General features: G+C 59.0%; 20 protein-coding genes. 10 read left to right on the top strand and 10 right to left on the bottom strand.

Annotated elements, in window-relative coordinates; translation table 11 throughout:
• The first annotated feature begins 89 nt into the window (after positions 1-89).
• The 6 genes from HWW83_RS08835 to oppF all read left to right on the top strand — a co-directional run bounded on the left by HWW83_RS08835 (position 90) and on the right by oppF (position 7,467).
• Positions 90-1,727 (top strand): ABC transporter substrate-binding protein, encoded by a 1,638-nt coding sequence (locus HWW83_RS08835; RefSeq protein ID WP_046898917.1) that lies wholly within the window; start codon positions 90-92, stop codon positions 1,725-1,727.
• Positions 1,728-1,876: 149 nt separating this feature from the next.
• Complete coding sequence (oppA, locus tag HWW83_RS08830; RefSeq protein WP_176589210.1) at positions 1,877-3,514, top strand: oligopeptide ABC transporter substrate-binding protein OppA; 1,638 nt, start codon at positions 1,877-1,879, stop codon at positions 3,512-3,514.
• Between the two features lie 83 nt (positions 3,515-3,597).
• Positions 3,598-4,518: an oligopeptide ABC transporter permease OppB gene (gene oppB, locus HWW83_RS08825; protein ID WP_004932150.1), complete on the top strand. Its 921-nt coding sequence runs from the start codon at positions 3,598-3,600 to the stop codon at positions 4,516-4,518.
• 14 nt (positions 4,519-4,532) lie between these two features.
• Positions 4,533-5,441 carry an oligopeptide ABC transporter permease OppC gene (gene oppC / locus HWW83_RS08820; protein WP_004932149.1) on the top strand — a complete coding sequence of 303 codons (909 nt, stop codon included), beginning with the start codon at positions 4,533-4,535 and terminating at the stop codon, positions 5,439-5,441.
• 11 nt (positions 5,442-5,452) lie between these two features.
• Positions 5,453-6,469: an ABC transporter ATP-binding protein gene (locus tag HWW83_RS08815; RefSeq protein ID WP_016927496.1), complete on the top strand. Its 1,017-nt coding sequence runs from the start codon at positions 5,453-5,455 to the stop codon at positions 6,467-6,469.
• Positions 6,466-7,467, top strand: coding sequence for a murein tripeptide/oligopeptide ABC transporter ATP binding protein OppF (oppF, locus tag HWW83_RS08810; RefSeq protein ID WP_019452737.1), 1,002 nt, complete (start codon positions 6,466-6,468; stop codon positions 7,465-7,467). Before HWW83_RS08815 ends, oppF begins: the two co-directional genes overlap by 4 nt.
• 73 nt (positions 7,468-7,540) lie before the next feature.
• Here oppF and HWW83_RS08805 read toward each other — a convergent pair whose 3' ends face one another.
• Together HWW83_RS08805 and cls are read right to left on the bottom strand one after the other, a co-directional pair.
• Positions 7,541-7,864 (bottom strand): HI1450 family dsDNA-mimic protein, encoded by a 324-nt coding sequence (locus HWW83_RS08805; protein WP_004932139.1) that lies wholly within the window; start codon positions 7,862-7,864, stop codon positions 7,541-7,543.
• A gap of 56 nt (positions 7,865-7,920) precedes the next feature.
• Positions 7,921-9,381, bottom strand: a complete 1,461-nt coding sequence (gene cls / locus HWW83_RS08800) for a cardiolipin synthase (protein ID WP_103101072.1) — start codon at positions 9,379-9,381, stop codon at positions 7,921-7,923.
• 242 nt (positions 9,382-9,623) lie between these two features.
• On the opposite strand from cls, the gene HWW83_RS08795 reads away from it, so the two are divergent.
• Positions 9,624-9,800 carry a YciY family protein gene (locus tag HWW83_RS08795; RefSeq protein WP_025159792.1) on the top strand — a complete coding sequence of 59 codons (177 nt, stop codon included), beginning with the start codon at positions 9,624-9,626 and terminating at the stop codon, positions 9,798-9,800.
• Between the two features lie 46 nt (positions 9,801-9,846).
• Here the strand turns inward: HWW83_RS08795 and HWW83_RS08790 are convergent, their stop codons facing one another.
• Positions 9,847-10,338, bottom strand: a complete 492-nt coding sequence (locus HWW83_RS08790; RefSeq protein ID WP_019452735.1) for a Dps family protein — start codon at positions 10,336-10,338, stop codon at positions 9,847-9,849.
• Between the two features lie 200 nt (positions 10,339-10,538).
• On the bottom strand, positions 10,539-12,011 hold the full coding sequence (smfY, locus tag HWW83_RS08785; RefSeq protein ID WP_033643294.1) for a multidrug efflux MFS transporter SmfY: 1,473 nt from the start codon (positions 12,009-12,011) through the stop codon (positions 10,539-10,541).
• A 127-nt stretch (positions 12,012-12,138) separates the two neighbouring features.
• On the opposite strand from smfY, the gene HWW83_RS08780 reads away from it, so the two are divergent.
• Positions 12,139-12,702: a TetR/AcrR family transcriptional regulator gene (locus HWW83_RS08780; RefSeq protein ID WP_069100708.1), complete on the top strand. Its 564-nt coding sequence runs from the start codon at positions 12,139-12,141 to the stop codon at positions 12,700-12,702.
• Positions 12,703-12,845: 143 nt separating this feature from the next.
• Here the strand turns inward: HWW83_RS08780 and HWW83_RS08775 are convergent, their stop codons facing one another.
• From HWW83_RS08775 to HWW83_RS08755, 5 genes are read right to left on the bottom strand one after another with little or no spacing between them, the layout of a single operon-like run.
• The gene (locus HWW83_RS08775; RefSeq protein ID WP_176589209.1) at positions 12,846-13,853 is read right to left on the bottom strand and encodes a substrate-binding domain-containing protein; all 1,008 of its coding nucleotides are present in this window, start codon (positions 13,851-13,853) and stop codon (positions 12,846-12,848) included.
• A gap of 33 nt (positions 13,854-13,886) precedes the next feature.
• Positions 13,887-14,924: an ABC transporter permease gene (locus HWW83_RS08770; protein WP_033643291.1), complete on the bottom strand. Its 1,038-nt coding sequence runs from the start codon at positions 14,922-14,924 to the stop codon at positions 13,887-13,889.
• 18 nt (positions 14,925-14,942) lie between these two features.
• A complete protein-coding gene (locus tag HWW83_RS08765; RefSeq protein WP_369825822.1) occupies positions 14,943-16,451 on the bottom strand; it encodes a sugar ABC transporter ATP-binding protein in 1,509 nt (502 codons plus the stop codon).
• Positions 16,445-17,962, bottom strand: coding sequence for a xylulokinase (xylB, locus tag HWW83_RS08760; RefSeq protein ID WP_103101074.1), 1,518 nt, complete (start codon positions 17,960-17,962; stop codon positions 16,445-16,447). Before xylB ends, HWW83_RS08765 begins: the two co-directional genes overlap by 7 nt.
• 4 nt (positions 17,963-17,966) lie before the next feature.
• Positions 17,967-19,001 carry an NAD(P)-dependent alcohol dehydrogenase gene (locus HWW83_RS08755; protein ID WP_042784692.1) on the bottom strand — a complete coding sequence of 345 codons (1,035 nt, stop codon included), beginning with the start codon at positions 18,999-19,001 and terminating at the stop codon, positions 17,967-17,969.
• A 228-nt stretch (positions 19,002-19,229) separates the two neighbouring features.
• Here HWW83_RS08755 and HWW83_RS08750 point away from each other — a divergent pair, with 228 nt between their 5' ends.
• Both HWW83_RS08750 and HWW83_RS08745 read left to right on the top strand, forming a co-directional pair.
• On the top strand, positions 19,230-19,784 hold the full coding sequence (locus tag HWW83_RS08750; protein WP_042784691.1) for a D-lyxose/D-mannose family sugar isomerase: 555 nt from the start codon (positions 19,230-19,232) through the stop codon (positions 19,782-19,784).
• 71 nt (positions 19,785-19,855) lie between these two features.
• Positions 19,856-20,857 (top strand): LacI family DNA-binding transcriptional regulator, encoded by a 1,002-nt coding sequence (locus HWW83_RS08745; protein WP_033643286.1) that lies wholly within the window; start codon positions 19,856-19,858, stop codon positions 20,855-20,857.
• 37 nt (positions 20,858-20,894) lie between these two features.
• Here HWW83_RS08745 and HWW83_RS08740 read toward each other — a convergent pair whose 3' ends face one another.
• A complete protein-coding gene (locus HWW83_RS08740; protein ID WP_176589208.1) occupies positions 20,895-21,860 on the bottom strand; it encodes a DMT family transporter in 966 nt (321 codons plus the stop codon).
• Positions 21,861-21,947 lie beyond the last annotated feature (87 nt).

Genomic DNA, 21,947 nt, shown 5'->3' with positions numbered 1-21,947 from the left:
TTTTTGCTGGTATCCGTTTATTTAGAATTCTTATAAACACTTCACAAACTTCGATAAGCGATGCTTGTCGGTGAAAAGGAGCCTCGATTATGCAGCAAACCCTGAAGCGCACTTCTTTGACCTTGTTGATTAGCGGCGCGTTGAGCGTCATTGCCGTAAATAGCAGTTTGGCGGCGGAGGTTCCGGCCGGCGTCCAATTGGCGCAGCAGCAGAATATTGTCATCAACAACGGCAGCGAAGTGGCTTCATTGGATCCGCATAAGGTCGAGGGCGTGCCCGAAAGCAATATCATTCTTAACCTGCTGGAAGGGCTGGTGAGCACCGACGCCAACGGGCATGTGGTACCGGCGGCGGCGGCGAGCTGGGAAAACCAGGATTATCGGCAGTGGACCTTCCACCTGCGCCCCGGCGCGGTATGGAGTGACGGCAGCCCGGTCACCGCGCAAGACTTCGTCTACAGTTGGCAACGCCTGGCCGATCCGAAGATCGCTTCTCCCTACGCCAGTTACCTCCAGTACACCAAAGTCGAGAATATCGACGACATCCTGACCGGTAAAAAGAGCCCGCAGACTCTCGGCGTCAAGGCGTTGGACGATCAAACGCTGCAGGTGACCCTGAGCGAACCGGTGCCGTATTTCATCAGCATGCTGAGCCACACGTCGCTCAAACCGGTCAAACGCGCGGTGGTGGAGAAATTCGGCGATAAATGGACGCTGCCCGCTAACTATGTTGGCAACGGCGCTTACCGCCTGAAAGAATGGGTGGTGAACGAGCGCATTGTGCTGGAGCGCAGCCCGAGCTACTGGAATAACAAGCAGACGGTGATCAACCAGGCGACCTTCCTGCCGATCGCTTCTGAAGTCAGCGACGTCAATCGCTTCCGCAGCGGCGAGATCGATATCACCAACAGCGCCATTCCGCCGTACCTGTACGTCAAAATGAAGCGCGAGGTGCCCGATCAACTGCACGTTAACCCTTATCTGTGCACTTTCTATTACGAACTCAATAACCAGCGGGCGCCGTTCACCGATCCGCGGGTGCGTGCGGCGGTGAAGATGACGCTGGATCGCGACATTATCGCCAACAAAATCATGGGCCAGGGGCAGATCCCGGCCTACAGCTTCACGCCGACCTTCACCGAAGGCGCCAACTTCACGCAGCCCGCGTGGGCCGGCTGGAGCCAGGAGCAGCGCAACGCCGAAGCCAAAAAACTGCTGGCGGAAGCGGGTTACAGCGCCGCCAAGCCGCTGAAGTTCTCGCTGCTGTACAACACCTCCGATCAAAACAAACAGCAGGCGATCGCCGCCGCATCGATGTGGAAGAAGAACCTCGGCGCCGACGTCACGCTGCGCAACCAGGAGTGGAAGACTTCGCTGGAAAGCCGCCATCAGGGGCAGTACGACGTGGCGCGCGCCACCTGGTGCGGGGATTACAACGAGCCGAGCGCCTTCCTGAACCTGGTGCTGTCCAACAGCAGCATCAACACCGTGTTTTACAAGAGCCCGGCGTTCGACGCCATCATGGCCGCCACGCTGAAGGCGCCGGATGAAGCCGCGCGCGCCGCGCTCTACCAACAGGCGGAAACGCAGTTGGACAAAGACTCCGCATTGATTCCGGTGTATTACCGCGTCAGTGCGCGTTTGATCAAACCGACGGTAGGCGGGTTCACCGGCAAAGATCCGCTGGACTATACCGACGTTAAAAATCTGTACATCATCAAGCAGTAAAAGGGGTATTCCTCACGCTGAACCGCAGGGGAATATGGGGAAGGCCCGCCGCCGCATTCGTTCCGCAGCGGCGGGAAAACAGAGTCCGCTTACGGGCAACGCAGGTTCCACGAAGAGCCTGTGATAATAAAAAACTGGAGTCGATAAGTATGACCAACATCACGAAGAAAACCCTCATTGCCGCCGGCGTCATCGCCGCGCTCGGCATCACAGCAACCACCTCCGCCTTCGCGGCCGACGTTCCTGCAGGCGTGCAACTGGCCGACAAGCAAGAAATCGTCAAAAACAACGGTTCCGAAGTGCAGTCGCTTGACCCGCATAAAATCGAGGGCGTGCCGGAAAACAACGTGACCCGCGATCTGATGGAAGGCCTGGCGAACAACAGCCCGGACGGTTCCATCGTGCCGGGCGTCGCGGAAAGCTGGGATAACAAGGATTTCAAAGTCTGGACCTTCCACCTGCGTAAAGACGCCAAATGGTCCAACGGCAAGCCGGTGACGGCGCAAGATTTCGTTTACAGCTGGCAGCGCGTGGTGGATCCGAAAACCGCGTCGCCTTACGCCAGCTACCTGCAGTACGCCCACGTAGAAAATGTCGATGACATCATCGCCGGTAAAAAAGACAAGTCGACGCTGGGCGTGAAGGCCATCGACGACCACACCTTCCAGGTGACCCTGAGCGAGCCGGTGCCTTATCTGGTTGAAATGACCCCACACTACGCCATGAAACCGGTCTATAAGGACGCGGTAGAGAAGTTTGGCGAGAAGTGGACGCTGCCGGCCAACTACGTCAGCAATGGCGCCTACAAACTGAAAGACTGGGTTGTCAACGAACGCATCGTACTGGAACGTAACCCGGAATACTGGGATAACGCCAAAACCATCATCAATAAAGTGACGTTCCTGCCTATTTCGTCGGAAGTGACCGACGTTAACCGCTACCGCACCGGTGAAATCGACATGACCTACAACAACATGCCGATCGAACTGTTCCAGAAGTTGAAGAAAGAGATCCCGAAAGAGCTGCACGTCGATCCTTATCTGTGCACCTACTACTACGAAATCAACAACCAGAAGGCGCCGTTCACCGATGCGCGCGTGCGTGAAGCGCTGAAGCTGGGCATGGACCGCGACATCATCGTCAACAAGGTGAAAAACCAGGGCGATCTGCCGGCCTACAGCTTTACGCCGCCATACACCGACGGCGCCAAGCTGACCCCGCCGGAGTGGTTCGGCTGGACGCAGGAAAAACGCAACGAAGTGGCGAAGAAACTGCTGGCGGACGCCGGCTACGGCCCGGGTAAACCGCTGACCTTCTCCCTGCTGTACAACACCTCCGACTTGCACAAGAAGCTGGCGATCGCCGCCGCCTCCATCTGGAAGAAAAACCTGGGCGTGGACGTGAAGCTGGTGAACCAGGAGTGGAAAACCTTCCTGGATACCCGCCATCAGGGCACCTATGACGTATCGCGCGCCGGCTGGTGCGCCGACTACAACGAACCGAGTTCGTTCCTGAACATGATGCTGTCCGACAGCAGCAGTAACACCCCGCACTACAAGAGCGCCGAGTTCGACAAGCTGATGGCCAACGTGTTGACCGCGAAGACCAAAGACGAACGCGCCGACCTGTATCAGAAAGCGGAAGTGCAGCTGGATAAAGATTCCGCCATCGTTCCGCTGTATTACTATGTGAACGCCCGTTTGGTGAAACCTTACGTTGGTGGTTACACCGGCAAAGACCTGCTTGATAACGTGTACGACAAAAACCTGTACATCATCAAGCATTGATACGGTAAGAGCCGGCGGCGCAGGCCGCCGGCCCATGTTGAGAATAATAAGCCGTCATCAGGCTGTCGCACAGGGTTAGGGCAATGCTGAAATTTATACTTCGTCGCTTGTTGGAAGCGATCCCGACACTATTTATCCTTATTACCATCTCATTCTTCATGATGCGCCTCGCGCCCGGCAGTCCATTTACCGGGGAACGCGCATTACCGCCGGAAGTCATGGCGAATATCGAAGCCAAATACCATTTGAACGACCCGATCTGGAAACAGTACGGTCATTATCTGGCGCAGCTTGCGCAGGGAGACTTCGGCCCGTCCTTTAAATACAAGGACTATTCGGTCAACGATTTGGTGGCCAGTTCTTTCCCGGTGTCCGCCAAGCTCGGTCTGGCCGCGTTTCTGTTGGCGGTGGTGCTGGGCGTTAGCGCCGGCGTGATCGCGGCGTTGAATCAAAACACCAAATGGGACTATACGGTGATGGGGTTCGCCATGACCGGGGTGGTGATACCCAGTTTCGTGGTGGCGCCGCTCTTGGTGCTGATCTTCGCGATTACGTTGAAATGGCTGCCGGGCGGCGGCTGGAACGGCGGCGCGCCTAAGTTCATCATCTTGCCGATGGTGGCGCTGTCGCTGGCCTATATCGCCAGCATCGCCCGTATCACGCGCGGCTCGATGATTGAAGTGCTGCACTCCAACTTCATTCGCACCGCGCGCGCCAAAGGTTTGCCGATGCGCCGCATCATTTTCCGCCACGCGCTGAAGCCGGCGCTGCTGCCGGTACTGTCCTACATGGGCCCGGCGTTCGTCGGGATCATCACCGGCTCGATGGTGATCGAAACCATCTACGGTCTGCCGGGGATCGGCCAGTTGTTCGTTAACGGCGCGCTGAACCGCGACTACTCCCTGGTGTTGAGCCTGACCATTCTGGTGGGCGCTCTGACCATTCTGTTCAACGCGATCGTCGATGTGCTGTATGCGGTCATCGATCCGAAAATCCGTTATTAATCTGGAGCACGCGAATGATGTTGACTAAAAAGAACAGCGAAGCTCTGGAACACTTCAGCGAGAAGCTGGAAGTGGAAGGGCGCAGCTTGTGGCAAGACGCGCGTCGGCGTTTTATGCACAACCGCGCGGCGGTCAGCAGCCTGTTCATCCTGGCGCTGATCACGCTGTTTGTGGTGCTGGCGCCGATGCTGTCGCAATTCGCCTACGACGATACCGATTGGGCGATGATGTCCGCCGCCCCCAGCGTTGAATCGGGGCACTATTTCGGCACCGATTCCTCCGGGCGCGATCTGCTGGTGCGCGTGGCGATCGGCGGGCGTATCTCGCTGATGGTCGGCGTGGCGGCGGCGCTGGTGGCGGTGATCGTCGGCACCCTGTACGGCGCGATGTCCGGCTATCTGGGCGGCAAAATCGACTCGGTGATGATGCGCCTGCTGGAGATCCTCAACTCCTTCCCGTTCATGTTCTTCGTGATCCTGCTGGTGACCTTCTTCGGCCAGAATATCCTGCTTATCTTCGTGGCGATCGGCATGGTGTCGTGGCTGGACATGGCGCGTATCGTGCGCGGCCAAACCCTCGGTCTGAAGCGCAAGGAGTTCATCGAAGCGGCGCTGGTGTGCGGCGTCTCCACGCGCAACATCGTGCTGCGGCATATCGTGCCGAACGTGCTCGGCGTGGTGGTGGTGTATGCCTCGTTGCTGGTGCCGAGCATGATCCTGTTCGAATCCTTCCTCAGCTTCCTGGGGCTGGGCACGCAGGAGCCGCTGAGCAGCTGGGGCGCATTGCTCAGCGACGGCGCCAACTCAATGGAAGTTTCACCGTGGTTGCTGCTGTTCCCGGCGGGTTTCCTGGTAGTCACTCTGTTCTGTTTCAACTTTATCGGCGATGGCCTGCGTGACGCCCTCGACCCGAAAGATCGTTAAGGAGTGCCACCATGAGCACCATTGAACATCCACAACTGCAAACCGCCGTCGGCGTTAAAGCGTCGCCGCTGCTGGACGTGAAAGATCTGCGCGTCACGTTCTCCACCCCGGACGGCGACGTGACGGCGGTGAACGATCTGAACTTCGATCTGCGCGCCGGTGAAACGCTGGGCATCGTCGGCGAATCCGGCTCCGGCAAATCGCAGACCGCATTCGCCCTGATGGGGTTGCTGGCCAGCAATGGCCGCATCGGCGGTTCGGCCAAATTCAACGGCCGCGAAATCCTCAACCTGCCGGAAAACCAGCTCAACAAGCTGCGGGCCGAAGAGATCTCGATGATCTTCCAGGACCCGATGACCTCGCTGAACCCGTATATGCGCGTTGGCGAACAGCTGATGGAAGTGCTGATGCTGCATAAGAAAATGAGCAAAAGCGAAGCCTTTGAAGAGTCGGTACGCATGCTTGACGCGGTGAAAATGCCGGAAGCGCGCAAGCGCATGCGCATGTATCCGCACGAGTTTTCCGGCGGCATGCGCCAGCGCGTGATGATCGCCATGGCGCTGCTGTGCCGGCCGAAGCTGCTGATCGCCGACGAGCCGACTACTGCGCTGGACGTGACCGTTCAGGCGCAGATCATGACGCTGCTCAACGAGCTCAAGCGTGAGTTCAACACCGCCATCATCATGATCACCCACGATCTGGGCGTGGTGGCCGGCATCTGCAACAAGGTGCTGGTGATGTACGCCGGGCGTACCATGGAATACGGCAGCGCGCGCGAGGTGTTCTACCAGCCGAGCCACCCGTATTCCATCGGTCTGTTGAACGCGGTGCCGCGTCTCGATGCCGAAGGCGAGGCGTTGCTGACTATTCCCGGCAACCCGCCGAACCTGCTGCGGTTGCCGAAAGGCTGCCCGTTCCAGCCGCGCTGCCCGTACGCCATGGAACAGTGCGCGAGCGCTCCGCCGTTGGAGCAATTTGGGGAAGGGCGCCTGCGCGCCTGCTTTAAACCGGTGGAGGCGTTGGTATGACAGCGGTAACCGACAAGAAAGTGCTGCTCGAAGTGGCCGATCTGAAAGTGCACTTCGACATTCATGACGACAAGCAGTGGTTCTGGCAGCCGCCGAAAACCCTGAAGGCGGTCGACGGCGTTACGCTGCGGCTGTTCGAGGGGGAAACCCTGGGCGTGGTCGGCGAATCCGGCTGCGGCAAATCCACCTTCGCGCGCGCCATCATCGGCCTGGTGAAGGCCACCAGCGGGCGCGTCGCCTGGCTGGGTAAAGATCTGCTGGGCATGAGCGACGCCGACTGGCGCAAAACCCGCAGCGATATCCAGATGATCTTCCAGGATCCGCTGGCTTCGCTCAACCCGCGCATGACCATCGGCGAAATCATCGCTGAGCCGCTGCGCACCTACTACCCGAAAATGCCGCGTCAGGAAGTGAAGGACAAGGTCAAGGCGATGATGCTGAAGGTCGGCCTGCTGCCTAATCTGATCAACCGTTATCCGCACGAGTTCTCCGGCGGCCAGTGCCAGCGTATCGGCATCGCGCGCGCGCTGATCCTCGAACCGAAGCTGGTGATCTGCGACGAGCCGGTCTCCGCGTTGGACGTGTCGATTCAGGCGCAGGTGGTGAACCTGCTGCAGCAGCTGCAGCGCGAAATGGGGCTGTCATTGATCTTTATCGCCCACGATTTGGCGGTGGTGAAGCACATTTCCGATCGCGTGCTGGTGATGTATCTGGGCCATGCGGTGGAGCTGGGCACCTATGACGAGGTGTACCACAATCCGCAGCACCCTTACACCAAGGCGCTGATGTCGGCGGTGCCGATCCCGGATCCGGACAAGGAGAAGGAAAAGCAGATCCAGCTGTTGGAAGGGGAGCTGCCTTCGCCGATCAACCCGCCGTCCGGCTGCGTGTTCCGCACCCGCTGCCCGATCGCCGGGCCGGAGTGCGCCAAGACGCGCCCGCTGCTGGAGGGCAGTTTCCGCCATGCGGTTTCGTGCCTGAAGGTCGATCCGCTGTAATGCGCCGCTAGCCGGCAACAAAAAGCCCCGCTTATTCAGCGGGGCTTTTTTTATCCGAAACGTTAGCGGTGAATCACTCTTTCCACAGAATGTGACACAGCTTGTGGTCTTTCTCGCGGCAGATCAGCACGCGGGCGAATACGTCGTTGATCGGCTCGCCGTCGCTGTCCGCCAGACCGATCACCACTTCGGCGAAGAAGTCCGGGTTCAGGTCGTAATCCACGTGCTCGCTCCAGTCTTCGGATGGGTCGTACAGTTCTGCGCCGCCGCGCTCTTCAAACTGCAGATTGAACAGCAGAATATCCGCCGGATCCAGATTGTCGCCGGCCAATTCGAGGAAGATGTCGTAGGCCTGTTCCAGCGTTTCGTCTTCGGTAAGGCGGTTATTCAAATCCATAAAAAAATCCTGATAACAAATGATTTGGCGCTATTAAAGCACGCTCGCCGCGGCTTTTACAGCAACGGGCTGAAAAAGTAGAACAGGCGCTCGACCAGGCGGTGCCAGAACGGCCGCTTCAGCCACTCTTTGCCGTTCAGCAGCTTGGAGCGAGCGATGTAATCTTCCTGCACGCAGGCCAGATCGCTGCCGAAGCCGTCGTCGTCGATCACCAGGGTGATTTCGAAATTCAGCCACAGGCTGCGCATATCCAGATTGACGGTGCCGACCAGGCTGAGCTGGCCGTCGACCAGCACGCTCTTGGTATGCAGCAGGCCGCCTTCGAACTGATAGATTTTCACGCCGGCTTCCAGCAGCTCGGAGAAGAACGCCCGGCTGGCCCAGCGCACCATCATCGAATCGTTGTCGCGCGGCACGATGATGCTGACCTCGACGCCGCGCAAAGCGGCGGTGCAGATGGCGTGCAGCAGATCGTCGCTCGGCACGAAGTACGGCGTGGTCATGATCAGCTGTTCGCGCGCGGAATAAACCGCGGTCAGCAGCGCCTGGTGGATCATTTCCTCGGGGAAGCCGGGGCCGGAGGCGATCACCTGAATGGTGTGGCCGCTTTCCTGCTCGAACGGCATGATGTTGACGTCCGGCGGCGGCGGCAGAATGCGCTTGCCGGTTTCAATTTCCCAGTCGCAGGCATAGACGATGCCCATGGTGGTGGCCACCGGGCCTTCCATGCGCGCCATCAGATCGATCCATTGACCGACGCCCGCATCCTGTTTGAAATAGCGCGGATCGACCATGTTCATGCTGCCGGTATAGGCGATGTAGTTGTCGATCAGCACCACCTTGCGGTGCTGGCGCAGATCCATGCGGCGCAGGAATACGCGCAGCAGGTTGACCTTCAGCGCTTCGACCACTTCGATGCCGGCGTTGCGCATCATCGCCGGGTAGGGGCTGCGGAAAAATTGCAGGCTGCCGGCGGAGTCCAGCATCAGACGGCAGTGTACGCCGCGCCGCGCGGCGGCCATCAGCGATTCGGCCACCTGATCGACCAGGCCGCCGGGCTGCCAGATATAGAACACCATTTCGATGTTGTGGCGCGCCAGCTCGATGTCGCGGATCAGCGCTTTCAGCGTGTCGTCGGTGGTGGTGAGCAACTGCAGCTGGTTGCCCTTGACGCCGTCGATGCCCTGGCGGCGGTTGCACAGCTGGAACAGCGGTTCGGCGACTTTACTGTATTCGGTGGCGAAGATGCGGCGACTCTCTTTCAGCTCTTTCAGCCAGCGCGCGGTCGACGGCCACATGGCCTTGGCGCGCTCGGCCCGGCGCTTGCCCAGATGCAGCTCGCCGAACGATAAATAGGCGACGATGCCGAACAGCGGCAGAATATAGATAACCAGCAACCAGGCCATGGCAGAGGGAACCGCACGGCGTTTCATCAAAATGCGCATCGTCACGCCGGCGATCAGCAGCCAGTAGCCGAACACCATGAGCCAACTGATTACGGTATAAAATGTTGTCATAAAGGCGAAAAATCCCGTTCGCAAACCACCAATGATGAGTGTACGCACAGATCGGTCAAGGCGAAACCTTTTATCGGCGCTTATGTTACATAAATATGATGAAGTTAAGGCACTTGCCGAAATCGAAAGGGCGGCTTTTAGCGGCGCGGCGCCTGCGATGTCGCCGATAACGGCGACTTGGATCGCGGGCTGAAAGGGCTATAATGCCCGCGGTTGGCATTAGACGAACGAGTGACGGAATTATGAGACGCAGTAGAAATGAAGTGGGCCGTTGGCGAATGTTGCGGCAGAGCCAACGCCGTCGGCATCGTTGGCTGGAGCGCCAGTCTTGCAGCAATCGCCATATTATCCGGGTGCGCCGTCGCCTGGACGATCAGCATCGGCGCGCGCTGCTGTTTGCGGTATCCTGCGAGTGGTAAAACGAAAACAGTCCCGTGAGGGACTGTTTTGTTATGGCGCCTGGGTTTATTTGCCGAGGTAGGCGTTGAGCATCCAGACCTGTTTTTCCTGCTCTTTGATGTAATCGCTCATCAGCGACGCGGTGCCTTCGTCGCCGGCGTCCGCCGCGACCGTCAGCAGTTCACGCTGCTGTTGCAGCAAGATTGAATACCCTTCCAACAGGCCGCGCAGCGTGCCCTTATCATCGGTCACATTGGTGTGTTCCTTGATATCGGCGGTTTTCAGATAGTCGCTGTAAGCGTGGCGCGGCTGCGAGCCCAGCGTCAGAATGCGTTCCGCCAGCTCATCCACCTTGGTCAGCAGATCGTTGTAAGTTTCTTCGAATTTCGCGTGCAGCTCAAAGAATTGCGGGCCGGTAATATTCCAGTGATAGCCGCGCACGTTCATATACAGCACCTGATAATTCGCCAACAGCGCATTTAGCGCTTCGGCGAGTTTTGCCGATTGTTTACTGTCGAGGCCGATATGGGTTTTCGCTGCTTTCTTCGCCGTTGCCATAATAATCTTCTCCTGATTATTCGTTCCAAGGGTAGACAGAATCAATTTCCATAGCTGTTACAGTAACCGGATTTATCGCAGGGTTAAACACGATAACAGGCATCATTGCCATCGCTCAAACCGATGACGATAAATCCGTCGAGCAAATTGCCGAATCAGTTTACGCAGGATCCGCAGGCGAAAAAAGTCGCTTTTATCGGTTACTTGCGCAGCGCCAGTTTTACCACGCCGGCGCCCAGCGCCATTAACAGCGCGGCGGCGATCAGCACCATGATAAACGCGCGATCGAAGGCCAAACGCGCCAACTGCGTCAGCTGCTGCGCGCGATCGGCCGCCATCCCGGCCGCCAGGCGCAACGCCTCGTCGATGCTGTCGTAGGCCAACTCGCTGACCGGCAGCTCCGCCGGCAGCGCCAGACTATGGCTGTAGACCGCCGTCATCAGCCCGCCGAGCAACGTCACGCCCAGTACGCCGCCCAGCTCGTAGGAGACGTCTTCGATAGAGGCCGCCATACCGGATTTCTCCTCCGGCGCGTTCAGCATGATGGCGGTGGACGCGGCGGTGATCACGCCGCCGAGACCAAAGCCCACCAACGCCAGGCTCACCAGCTGCAGCGCTATGCTGCTTTGATACAACAGGGCGAGGCCGGCGATGCCGAAGGCGGTCAGGGCGAAACCGCCGAGGATGATGCTGCGTTCGCCATAGCGCGGCAACAGTAAACCGGCCATCGGCCCCGCCAGCGCCGAGGCCAGCGGGATCGGCAAGATGAACAGCGCCGCCTGCAGCGGACTGAGGCCGAGCACCAGCTGCAGGCGTTGGCTGAGCACCAGCTCGACGCCGATCAGGGCCACCATCGACAGCAGCGCCACGCCGATGCCGCCGGCGAACAGCCGGTTGCGGAACAGGGAGAAATCGATCATCGGGTGGGCGCTGCGCTGCTGGCGACGCACGAACAGCGCCAGGAACAGGATGCCGATCAGGGCCGCTGCGAGCAACGCGCTGACGTCAGGCGCCGGCTTACTCAGTTCCTTCAGCGCATAGATAGCGCCGACCAGACCGATCATGATCTGCACCGAGCCGACGATATCGGCGGGGCGCGGGTTATCGCCGCCGCAGCGGGGGATCAGTTTCCACGCCAGCGGCCAGACCAGCAACACCACCGGTACGTTGATCAGGAACACCGATCCCCACCAGAAATACTCCAGCAGCAGGCCGCCGACCACCGGGCCGATGGCCGCGCCGCCCGAGGCCACCGAGGCCCAGATGCCGATCGCCAGCGCGCGTTCGCGTTCGTCGGTAAAGACGTGGCGCACGATGGACAGCGTGGCGGGCATCATCATTGCTGCGCCAACGGCGAGGAACACCCGTGCGGCGATCAGCCATTCGGCGGTGGGCGAAAAGGCGGCGCACAGCGAAGCGACGGCAAACACCGGCAGCCCGGCGAGAAACAGCCGCTTATGGCCGACGCGATCGCTCAGCATGCCGGCGCCGGGCAGCAGCCCGGCGACCACCAGCGGGTAGGCGTTGACGATCCAGAGTTTTTGCGAGGCGCTGGCGTCCAGCGCCTGGGTTAAACGTGGCAGAGCGGTATAGAGCACCGTCATGTCGATAACAATCAGGAAAAGGGCGCTGGCGACCATCGTCAGGATCAACCAGCGGTTCTTGGCGTACATAAGTCATAATCCAGTTTACGTGGGCGACGCGAAGGCGCCGCCATTGCGGTAACCCTCCGGCGATGCCGGGTGGTATACTGGTGATAATATATATCCATACGTTCGTATTGAAAAGAAGGGTTTCTTAATGGGACGTCAACGCAGCATCGATCGCGACAAGGTTTTGGACACCGCCGAAGAGATCGTCGCCACCCAGGGCGCCGCCGGTTTAACCATCGACGCCGTCGCCAAAGCGATGGGGATCTCCAAGGGCGGGGTGCAGTATTGCTTCGGCAGCAAAGACGCCCTGATTGACGCGATGTTCGATCGCTGGGGCAGTGCCTACGAGACGCTGTTCGCCGCTATCGCCGGCGACGATCCTTCGCCGCAGACCAGCGTGCGGGCGCATATGTTGGCTACCCAAAGTTCGGATCAGACCGCCAGCGCCAAGGCCGCCGGGTTGATGGCGACGCTGATTCAAACGCCGGAGCATCTGGCGAGCACGCGCGAATGGTATCGCAGCCGCATCGCCGGGCTGGATTTGACTACCGAAGAGGGTAAGCGCGCGCGGCTGGCGTTTCTGGCCACCGAAGGCGCCTTTATGCTGCGTTATTTCGGTTTGATGGATATCGGCCAGGCGGAATGGGAAACGATGTTCGCCGATATGCAGGCGTTGATTTTAACGGGCAGCGCCTATCGCACTGATAGCTAGTAAAGCGTGCGGCGAAAGGCGTATGTTTATCGCACAAGATATTCCCTCGAAGAACTTTTTAGCCAGCCCCTCCGTGCTGGCTTTTTTTTTGCCTGCGGCAAGCTTCGGAGCAAAGGCCCCCTGAGTGCAGGGGGCGCCGGACATTACTTGCGCGCGTCCAACAGTTGCTGGGCATTCTCTGGGGTGACGACGGTCCACGGAATATAATAATGCTTCTGCGTGCCGCCCTCCCATTTCAGATCTTTGGCGTACTGTTTCCAGATATCCGACTGTGGTTGATAACTTTCCCCTTTCACGGCGCGCAGCGCGACGTCGATGGAACCCTGCATCTGGCCTTTGGCATCTTGCAGGATAGAGACCATTTCACCGGCCTGCACCGCATGAATCGCGTCGGAAACGCCGTCGACGCCCGCAATGGCAAAGTCTTTCACGTTCAGGCCGGCCCCTTTAATCGCTTCGATGGCGCCCAGCGCCATCTCGTCGTTCTGGCCAATCACGCCGTTGATTTTGCCCCGGTGTTTCTGCAGCCAGTTTTCCATCAGCGGCTGCGCTTCAGCGCGTGACCAGTTGGCCGTTTTACGTTCAAGCACGGTCACCTGGCCGGCGCCGCACTCGGCAATCGCTTTATCATTGCCCTTGCCGCGCTGGATCTCGCCGCTGCCGCCTTTCGGGCCTTCGATAATCACCACGTTCACCTTCTGGTTCTTGCAGTCGAGTTTGTCCAGTACGGCTTTGGCTTCCAGATACCCGCCCAGCTCGTCATTAGACACCACTTCAGACGTCATCGCGTCCGTGTTCAGGCGCGCGTTGGTGACCACCACCGGGATTTTGGCTTCGTTGGCATTGGTGACGATATCGATATTGGCCTCAAAATCCATCGGGTTGACGATAATGGCATCGGCGCGCGTCTGGATAGCGGTGGCGGCCTGATCGTTTTGCACCGATGCATCATAACGCCCATCGTAGAAAGTCAGTACGGCTTCGCCGCTTTTCACCGCCGGGTGTTCCTTGCCGAACCTTTCCATCAATTGCACGAACTCGGCTTTGTTGCCGTACATCAATACCGCGATTTTAACCGGGGCGGCCTGAGCCGCCGACAGGCTGCCGAACAGCATGGCAGAGGCAAACAACGCTATCTTGGTCTTATTCATGGTTTTCTCCTGGTAGAGTTGGGTCTGATGTTATTAATCGCGCTGTTGCTTACGCGAGGGGTCGAGCAAGACGGCAAGAACGATCAATGCGCCTTTGATAATTTGTTGGTAGTACGATTGCACGCCGAGCAGATCGAGGCCGTTATTCATCACCCCGATAATCAGCACGCCGAAGAAGGTGCCGACCAGCGTACCGACGCCGCCGGCCATGCTGGTGCCGCCGATCACCACCGCCGCGATGGCGTCCAGCTCATACCCAGCGCCGGCGTTGGTTTGCGCCGAACCGGTGCGCGCGGTGAGGATCAGGCCGGCGATGCCGGCCAGCGCGCCGCACAGCGTATACACCAGTATTTTGATGCGCGTGACGTTAATCCCCGAGGTGCGCGCGCTTTTCGGGTTGCCGCCGACGGCGTAGATGTAGCGCCCGAAGAGGGTTTTATTCAGCACGAGCCAGGCGAGGGCGAACAGCACGATGAAGATGATGACGGGCACCGGAACGCCGCCGACATAGCCATTGCCTAACCAGCGGAAATCGCTGTTCAATTGCGATACTGGATTGCCGTTGGTGGTCAACATGGTTAACCCGCGCGCCGCGGAGAGCATGCCCATGGTGACGATAAACGGCTGCAACCGGTAGCGAGCCAACACGGTGCCGTTCACCAGGCCGCAGACGATGCCGATCCCCAGCGCCACGATCAGCGGCGCCATAACGGCGGTCGCAGTATCACCGATAGCCAATCCGCTATTGTTGGTGGCGAAGCGGGCGGCGACGATGCCGCTTAACGCCAGCACCGAGCCGACGGAGAGATCGACGCCTGCCGTGATGATGACGAAGGTCATGCCTATCGCCAGAATGCCGTTGATCGAGACCTGGCGCAGTACGATCAGGGTGTTTTCATTGCTGAGAAAATAATTGCTGCTCCAGGCTCCCTGGGCGACCTGATATTCGCCAATCAGCGCCACGATCAGGCACAGCGCGAAAAAGGCGATGATAATGCCGTATTTGTGCATACGGCGCTTATTGCGGGTGAAAAATGACATTCCTGGTGATAAGGAGTGGGCGCTGCTCATTTTGTTTTTCTCTCTCTGTTAAACCGCAAGTTTCATCAGTGCTGCCTGAGTCGCATCGGCTGCCGCAAGCTCGCCGGCCAACTGCCCGTCACGAAACACCAGGATGCGATCGCTCATGCCGATAATTTCCGAAAGCTCGGAGGAAACCATGATGATCCCTTTGTTTTGCAAGGCGAACTCCGACATAAATCGATAGATCTCTTTCTTGGCGCCGACGTCGATACCGCGCGTCGGCTCGTCGAGCAACAACACCTCCGGCTCCAACAGCGCCCAGCGGCCCAGCACCACTTTTTGCTGGTTGCCGCCGCTCAGGTTGCCCACGGGCTGTTCGCCATCGTGGGTTTTAACGTTAAAGCGCTGGATCATGTCGCGGGTTCGCGCTTGCTCCCGTTTTTCGCTGACGAACCCCATTCGGCTTATGCCGGCAAAAGAGGCGATATTGATGTTTTCACTGACGGAACGGCACAGCACCAGGCCGGTTTCCTTGCGATCTTCCGTCACGTAGGCAATGCCGCTGTCGATGGCCTCTCGCGGGGAATGGCGGTTAAGCGTCTTGTCGCCCAAGCGGATCGTGCCGCTGTCGGCATGCTGAATGCCGAAGATAAGATCGAGAAACTCGCTGCGGCCCGATCCCACCAGGCCGTAGATGCCCAGGATCTCACCGTGCTTAAGCTGCAGGCTGATATCCTTTATCTTGCTGCGCCAACACAGACCGTTGACCTCCAGCAAGACCTCTTCGCCGGGTTGATTGAACTTGGCGAACTCGCTGTCGTACTCGCCGCCGATAATGTGTTCGATCAACTGCTCGCGGGTAATGTCGGCGATATAGCCTTCATGGATATAGGCGCCGTCGCGGAAAATGGTGTAGCTGTCCGCGATTTGGAATATCTCGGATAAACGGTGGGAGACGTAGATAATGCCTTTACCTTTCGCCGCCAGTTGCTGAAGTGTATGAAAGATTTTTTGCGCATCCTCTTCGCCAATCGCCGAGGTGGGTTCATCCATGATGATGATGTCGGCATTGGCGTGCGACAGCGCTTTGGCGATCTCGACCAGTTGCTGCTCGGCGACGCTCAGGTTGCGCATTTTTTCTCGCGCGTCGATCTTGAAATCAAGTTCCTCGAGCAGACGGGTGGTGCGTTGGTTGAGCGTCGCAAAGTCGACGAAACCCAGGCGTCTCGGCTCGCGGCCCAGCCAAATGTTTTCTGCCACCGTCAGGTCCGGGATCGCGCTCAGCTCCTGCTGCACGATGGCGATGCCGGCATTGAGGGCTTCCCGGGGATGATGAAATTCACAGCGTTGACCATTGATAAAAATGTCGCCGCCATCGGGTTGAATAAAGCCCATCAGAATGCTGAGAAAGGTGGATTTCCCCGCGCCGTTGCCGCCGCACAGGGCATGGATGGATCCGCGCCGCAGGCAAAACTCGGCGTTCTTGAGCGCCACGACCGGGCCAAAGGCTTTCCTGACGCCGCTGACTTCCAGCAGATAGGCAGGGGCTTGCGTATGGGGATCTCGCGTCACGATTGAACCTCCGGGTATGTCCGCTGCAAACGCTGCAGGTACCGTTGATAAAGCGTCTCGTATTGCGTTTGCCTGTCGGCGTTTGGCGTCGTGCGCGTGGCTTCATCCAGGGAAACGAAGCGTTGGCACAGTTCAGCCAAGAGCCCGGCGGCGTTCTGGTGCGGGCGATCGGCCAACGACGTCGCCCACATCGCTTGAATGGCGCCGCCCAGCGCGGCGGTCTCTTTGACGTTCAGGCAGACCACCGGGCACCCCATCACGTTCGCGACGATTTGTCGCCAGGCGGTGCTGCGGGCGCCGCCGCCGGTGAGGCGGATCTCGCGCGTTTCGATGCCCTGGCGGCGAAACAGCTCGATGCCATAGCGCAGGCCGTAGGTGGCGCTTTCAACCACCGCCAGGCAGAGATTGGCGCGAGTAAAATTGTCGCTATCGAGGTTATGCAGGCTGGCGCGCGCGTGGGGCAGCGGGGGAACGCGTTCGCCGTTGAAGAACGGCAGCATCTCGACGCCGCCGGCACCCGGCGCCGCCTGCGCCAATAAGCGGTTAAAGCCGTCAAGATCTTCGTCCAGCAGCGTCTGCATGGCCGTGGTGGCCGAGGTGACATTCATGGTGCATATCAAGGGCAGCCACCCGTTGGTGCTGGAGCAGAAACCGGCAATCATGTCGGATTCCGCCACGACGGGCGCGGCGGACCAGGCGAATAGCGTGCCGGAGGTGCCGAGGCTCAGGGTAACGGTGCCGGCCTCGATGTTGCCGGAACCGATGGCCGCCATCATGTTGTCGCCGCCGCCGGTCGAGACCCGAACTGCCGGGCCGAGGCCGAGCTTTTCCGCCACGAAGGGGCGCACCGTGCCGATGCAGCATTCCGCGCTTTTGAGCGGCGGCAGGGCATGCCATAAACGGCCGCTGTCATCGATAAGATTGACGGCGGCTTGACTCCAGCTACGGGTGCGCACATCGAACAGCCCGGTGCCGGAAGCATCGCCATATTCCGCTACACGCTCCCCGGTCAACCAGAAGTTCAAATAATCATGCGGCAGCAGCACGGTGTGCAGTTTTGCCCAGAGCGCCGGATGGTGCGTCTTGAACCAAAGGATTTTTGACGCGGTATAACCGGTGGCGACCCGCAGGCCGAGCTTGTCCAGCGAGCCCTTGGCGCCGCCGAGCCGCTGCAGCAGCAGTTCGTTTTCCTCCGCGGTTTCGGTATCGCACCACAGCTTGACGCTGTGCAGCACGTTGCCGTCTGCGTCCAGCGGCACAAATCCATGCTGTTGGCCCGAGACCCCCAGAGCGTTAATTTCCCCGGCATCAATACCGGCGTTAGTCACGGCTTGGCGAAACGCGGTGACCAACGCCTCAATCCACCAGTCGGCCTCTTGTTCGCGCCGGCCATTGGCTTGGCTGATGAGGCGGTGAGGGGCGCTGCCCTCACCGAGGATCACGCCCTGTGTGCTGTCGACAATCACGACTTTCGTGCCTTGCGTACCGCAGTCTATGCCAGCATAGAGCGCCATAGGATCACTCCATTTCCAGCATGATTTTGATGTCCGAGGCATGTCCCGCCGCCGCGCGCTCGAAGGCGGCCACGCTGTCGGAGAATTTGTAGGTTTGGCTTATCAACGGCTGGACGCGCAATTTGCCGCTGCTCAACAGCCGCAGCGTGCGCGGATACATGTTGGCGTAGCGGAAAATGGTCTTGAAGGTGATTTCCTTGGCCTGCGCTGCGACGATATCCATCGGCGCGGCGTCGATCGGCATGCCGACCAGCACGGCGGTTGCCCCTGGCGCCGCATGTTCGGCCAGCGTAGCGATAGCCGGTTTTGCGCCGCTGCATTCAAACACGATATCGACGCCATTGCCGCTGGTGAACGCAGCCACTTTACCCGCCAGGTCGCCGGTTTTGATATTGACGGCGTGCAGCCCTTCATAGCTGGCCGCCACGGCGAGTTTCTCGTCAAACAGGTCGCAGATAATGACGTCCGAGCAGCCACCCGCCAGCGCCGCGAGGGCGGTGACCACGCCGATCGGCCCAGCGCCGATCACTAGCGCGATATCGCCGGGTTTGATCCCGGCTTTGGTGGCCGCTTGCATGCCGATGGCCAGGGGTTCAACCATGGCGCCTTCAGCGAAACTGACGTTGTCCGGCAGTTTGAACGTGAATGCGGCGGGGTGGATGACGGTTTCGCGCAAACAGCCGTGCACCGGCGGCGTCGCCCAGAAGCGAACGGCGGGGTCCAGGTTGTAAATCCCGGCGCGCGTCTGCGCCGAGTTGAGGTCGGGAATGCCGGGCTCCATGCAAACGCGATCGCCGACGCTGAGGTGAGTGACGTTTTCACCTGTCGCGAGCACCACGCCGGCGGCCTCATGGCCGAGCACCATCGGGGCTTTGACCACAAACGGGCCAATGCGGCCATGCTGGTAATAGTGCACATCGCTGCCGCAGATGCCCACGGAATGAATTTTTATCTGTACATCGTCGGGCCCCAGCGTTTCGGCCAGTTGGACGTCCTCGATAGCGATTTCCCCCGCTTTGGCCAGCACTAATGCTTTCATATTGCCTCCTGGTGAATCATTTTTATGGTAACGGTATCATTTCAATGCGGCGATAGTGAGCCAATGCGGGTGGTTAAACTGTGATCAATGTTGGAATTGCTCGACGAGAGTTAATTTTGCTGGCGGGTTGTTATTCAATATAGCGACGGTGGTCACAAAATCGGCGTGGCAATGACGGTTTTAATATCGGCCTGTTGATATCGATACCGTTACTTTGCCGGGGGAATGATGAACAAACAACAAAGCGCCAGAGCCGCTACGCTGGAGTATTTGCGCCAGGCGGACATTATCTTGACCGAAGAAGAACAGCAACGCATTGAAATTGCGACGTTTGGTCTGGCCGACTATCCCGCGTCCGGGTTGCAGCTGCTGACCTACGTCAACTCACCTCGGTATTGCGCGAAAGAGCTGGTGCTGTTTCCTGGGCAGACTTGCCCGGAACATTTACACCCTCCCTTTGCCGGCACGCCCGGCAAGCAAGAGACGTTCCGTTGCCGTTGGGGAGAGGTGTTTTTGTTTGTCGATGATGAAAGTCTGACGCCCAACGATCGCGGCGGCCAACCGGTATGCCGGGTGCCGGAGGGCGCGGAGCAGTGGTATACCTGTCATCGCTATATCCTCTTGCGGCCGGGGGAACAATACACCATTGCGCCCAATACCCGTCACTGGTTTCAGGCGGGGAAGCAGGGCGCGGTGGTGTCCGAGTTCTCTTCCGAGAGCCGTGACGAGCTGGATATTTTTACCGATCCGCGAATTAACCGTCTTGCCGGCGTAAACCATTAGCGCCAAGAACAAAGTTCTGTCATGATGCCGGGAATGATACAAAATGATACCTTCAAGCTAAGGAGCTGCATTTGGCCGTGGGTCGAGGACGGAAAGCGACGCTGGCTAGCGTCGCCGCACAGGCGAACGTCAGCAAAATAACCGCTTCGCGGGCATTTTCACAGCCGGACAAGGTCCATCCGGAAACGTTGAGGAGAATTCGGGAGACCGCCGCCGAACTCGGTTACGTGGTCAATGCCGCGGCGCGCAATCTGCGGGCGAAAAGCAGCAGAACCATTGGCATCGTCAACCCCGACATGGCCAACCCATTCTTTGGCGGCCTGACGCGCCTGATGACGCTTGAAGCGCAAAAGATGGGGTACGACACGCTGGTGTTCGACTCCTATGAGTCTCAGGAAAGCGAAGACAGGATCATCGACAAACTCATTGGCTACAACGTCGATGCGATTATTCTCTCGGTCATTTCCAACGATCATCTGTACCGGCCTTCCTACCTCAAACGTCTGGAAACGCTCAATATACCGGTGGTGTTGATCGATCGGGAATTGGAGAGTCACCACTGCAGCGGAGTGTATATTGATAATCTGGATTGCGGCCTTCAGGCGGGGCGTTGGCTTCTGGAACAGCAGGCGCAGCGGGTGGTGGTGATCTCCGGGCCGGAGAATTCCAACGTTGCGCGTGACAGGGTCACTGGCTTGCAGGCGGCATTGCAAGGGAAGGTGGCTTCGCTCGACGTGCGGTATGCCGATTTCTTTATGGATGTCGCCTGGCAAGAGACGAGCCGCTGGCTGGCCAATAACCCCGCCCCCGATTTTTTCGTCGGCTGCAATAACCAGATCTCGCTGGGCATCATCAAGGCCTGTATCGAACATCGGTTGCCGTTGATGCAGGACGTGTCGTTGTTCAGCATCGATGAGGTTTCACATGCCGAGATCTACGGTTTCCATTTCCCCTGTGTGTCACACGACTTGCAAGAGATCGCCTGGCAAGCGTTGAATCTGGCGATCCGCCGTATTGCCGATCCTGAGATAAAGCCGGGCAAGGTGGTGGTGCGGGGAAAACTCGTCGTGTAACGGTGCCGGCAACGTGTAGCCGGCATCTTCGTTAACCTTATCTGCCATTATTCATTTCAGCGCGTTCAGTCCGGCCCCTCATCGGGGGGCGGATAAGCAGCCACAAGCCGCTCCCCGCCGTTGCTGCGCCCAGCAGCATAGGCCAGGAAAGGGGCTCATCGAACATTAACCATGCCCAGCAGAAGGTGACGAAGGGGCTGAGGAACAGCAGGCTCGTCACACGCAATGCAGAGGTATGCCTAAGGCAGAACCAATACAAACCGTAACCGGCCAGGGTGGCCAAAAGCGCGGTCCAAAGCACGCCGATAACCAACCCTGTCGTCATGGTTGGCAGCAGCGGGCTTTCTGCGCCTGCCAGTGGGGCAAAAGCCAGCGCTGAAATCGCGCTTTGTATCCCCAACCTGGCGGGCAGGCTCACCGCTTGCGCTTGCGCCTGCGGCAGCCGTTGCTGCCACAGCGTCGCCAGTGCCAGTGACAGCATCCCCGCCAGCGGCAACAGGTAGCCCCACAATGGCGCACTTCCCCAGGAAATAGCACCGCCCGTCGCCAATATCACCCCGAGAGAGCCTAATGCCAGGCCGAGCCAGACGCGGCCATCGGGCAGCCGGCGTAGAAACAGCATGTTCAAGAGTGCGGTGCCGAGAGGGAGCAAATCGGCGATGAGCGCGGCCAACCCGGTCGGCACGCCGTACTCGATGCCTTTACTGACGCCGGTCAGGTATCCGGTCATGGCAAGCAGCCCGATCCCGGCATGAGCGGCTACCGACTGCGGCGAGGAGCGCCTGATGGCGCGAAGGCTAAACGGCATCAGCAGTAAAGCGACCACGACACAGCGCCAGAACGCCACCAGCAACACCGGCGCGTAATCGGCGGCGAAACGGATGCCGACAAAGCCCGAGCTCCAGGCGACGATCAGCAGGACTTCCGCTGCCGGCAACCAGACGGCGGCTTTGTCGCCCACCTTATCGCGGCAGGAAGGTGGACGAAATTCTGACAGGGGCATGGTGATCTTCTCCTTTTTCCCCAAGGGTAGTGAGCCGCTATAATTTAATAAATCGAATAATTTTCGTTCAGTTGTTTAATAGAGTTA

Origin of the sequence: Serratia ureilytica, assembly GCF_013375155.1 — a bacterium.
GTDB lineage: Bacteria > Pseudomonadota > Gammaproteobacteria > Enterobacterales > Enterobacteriaceae > Serratia > Serratia ureilytica.
Note: the sequence above shows the minus strand (reverse complement) of the source record. Positions and strands in the feature narration are given on the sequence as shown.

What these genes read in the sequence shown, in the direction of transcription:
- oppA (WP_176589210.1), top strand. Translation starts at nt 1,877, where the DNA reads ATGACCAACATCACGAAGAAAACCCTCATTGCCGCCGGCGTCATCGCC.
- oppF (WP_019452737.1), top strand. Translation starts at nt 6,466, where the DNA reads ATGACAGCGGTAACCGACAAGAAAGTGCTGCTCGAAGTGGCCGATCTG.
- oppC (WP_004932149.1), top strand. Translation starts at nt 4,533, where the DNA reads ATGATGTTGACTAAAAAGAACAGCGAAGCTCTGGAACACTTCAGCGAG.
- smfY (WP_033643294.1), bottom strand. Translation starts at nt 12,011, where the DNA reads ATGTACGCCAAGAACCGCTGGTTGATCCTGACGATGGTCGCCAGCGCC.
- HWW83_RS08780 (WP_069100708.1), top strand. Translation starts at nt 12,139, where the DNA reads ATGGGACGTCAACGCAGCATCGATCGCGACAAGGTTTTGGACACCGCC.
- HWW83_RS08790 (WP_019452735.1), bottom strand. Translation starts at nt 10,338, where the DNA reads ATGGCAACGGCGAAGAAAGCAGCGAAAACCCATATCGGCCTCGACAGT.
- HWW83_RS08805 (WP_004932139.1), bottom strand. Translation starts at nt 7,864, where the DNA reads ATGGATTTGAATAACCGCCTTACCGAAGACGAAACGCTGGAACAGGCC.
- HWW83_RS08835 (WP_046898917.1), top strand. Translation starts at nt 90, where the DNA reads ATGCAGCAAACCCTGAAGCGCACTTCTTTGACCTTGTTGATTAGCGGC.
- HWW83_RS08815 (WP_016927496.1), top strand. Translation starts at nt 5,453, where the DNA reads ATGAGCACCATTGAACATCCACAACTGCAAACCGCCGTCGGCGTTAAA.
- HWW83_RS08750 (WP_042784691.1), top strand. Translation starts at nt 19,230, where the DNA reads ATGAACAAACAACAAAGCGCCAGAGCCGCTACGCTGGAGTATTTGCGC.
- HWW83_RS08770 (WP_033643291.1), bottom strand. Translation starts at nt 14,924, where the DNA reads ATGAGCAGCGCCCACTCCTTATCACCAGGAATGTCATTTTTCACCCGC.
- HWW83_RS08740 (WP_176589208.1), bottom strand. Translation starts at nt 21,860, where the DNA reads ATGCCCCTGTCAGAATTTCGTCCACCTTCCTGCCGCGATAAGGTGGGC.
- HWW83_RS08775 (WP_176589209.1), bottom strand. Translation starts at nt 13,853, where the DNA reads ATGAATAAGACCAAGATAGCGTTGTTTGCCTCTGCCATGCTGTTCGGC.
- HWW83_RS08755 (WP_042784692.1), bottom strand. Translation starts at nt 19,001, where the DNA reads ATGAAAGCATTAGTGCTGGCCAAAGCGGGGGAAATCGCTATCGAGGAC.
- HWW83_RS08795 (WP_025159792.1), top strand. Translation starts at nt 9,624, where the DNA reads ATGAGACGCAGTAGAAATGAAGTGGGCCGTTGGCGAATGTTGCGGCAG.
- oppB (WP_004932150.1), top strand. Translation starts at nt 3,598, where the DNA reads ATGCTGAAATTTATACTTCGTCGCTTGTTGGAAGCGATCCCGACACTA.
- cls (WP_103101072.1), bottom strand. Translation starts at nt 9,381, where the DNA reads ATGACAACATTTTATACCGTAATCAGTTGGCTCATGGTGTTCGGCTAC.
- xylB (WP_103101074.1), bottom strand. Translation starts at nt 17,962, where the DNA reads ATGGCGCTCTATGCTGGCATAGACTGCGGTACGCAAGGCACGAAAGTC.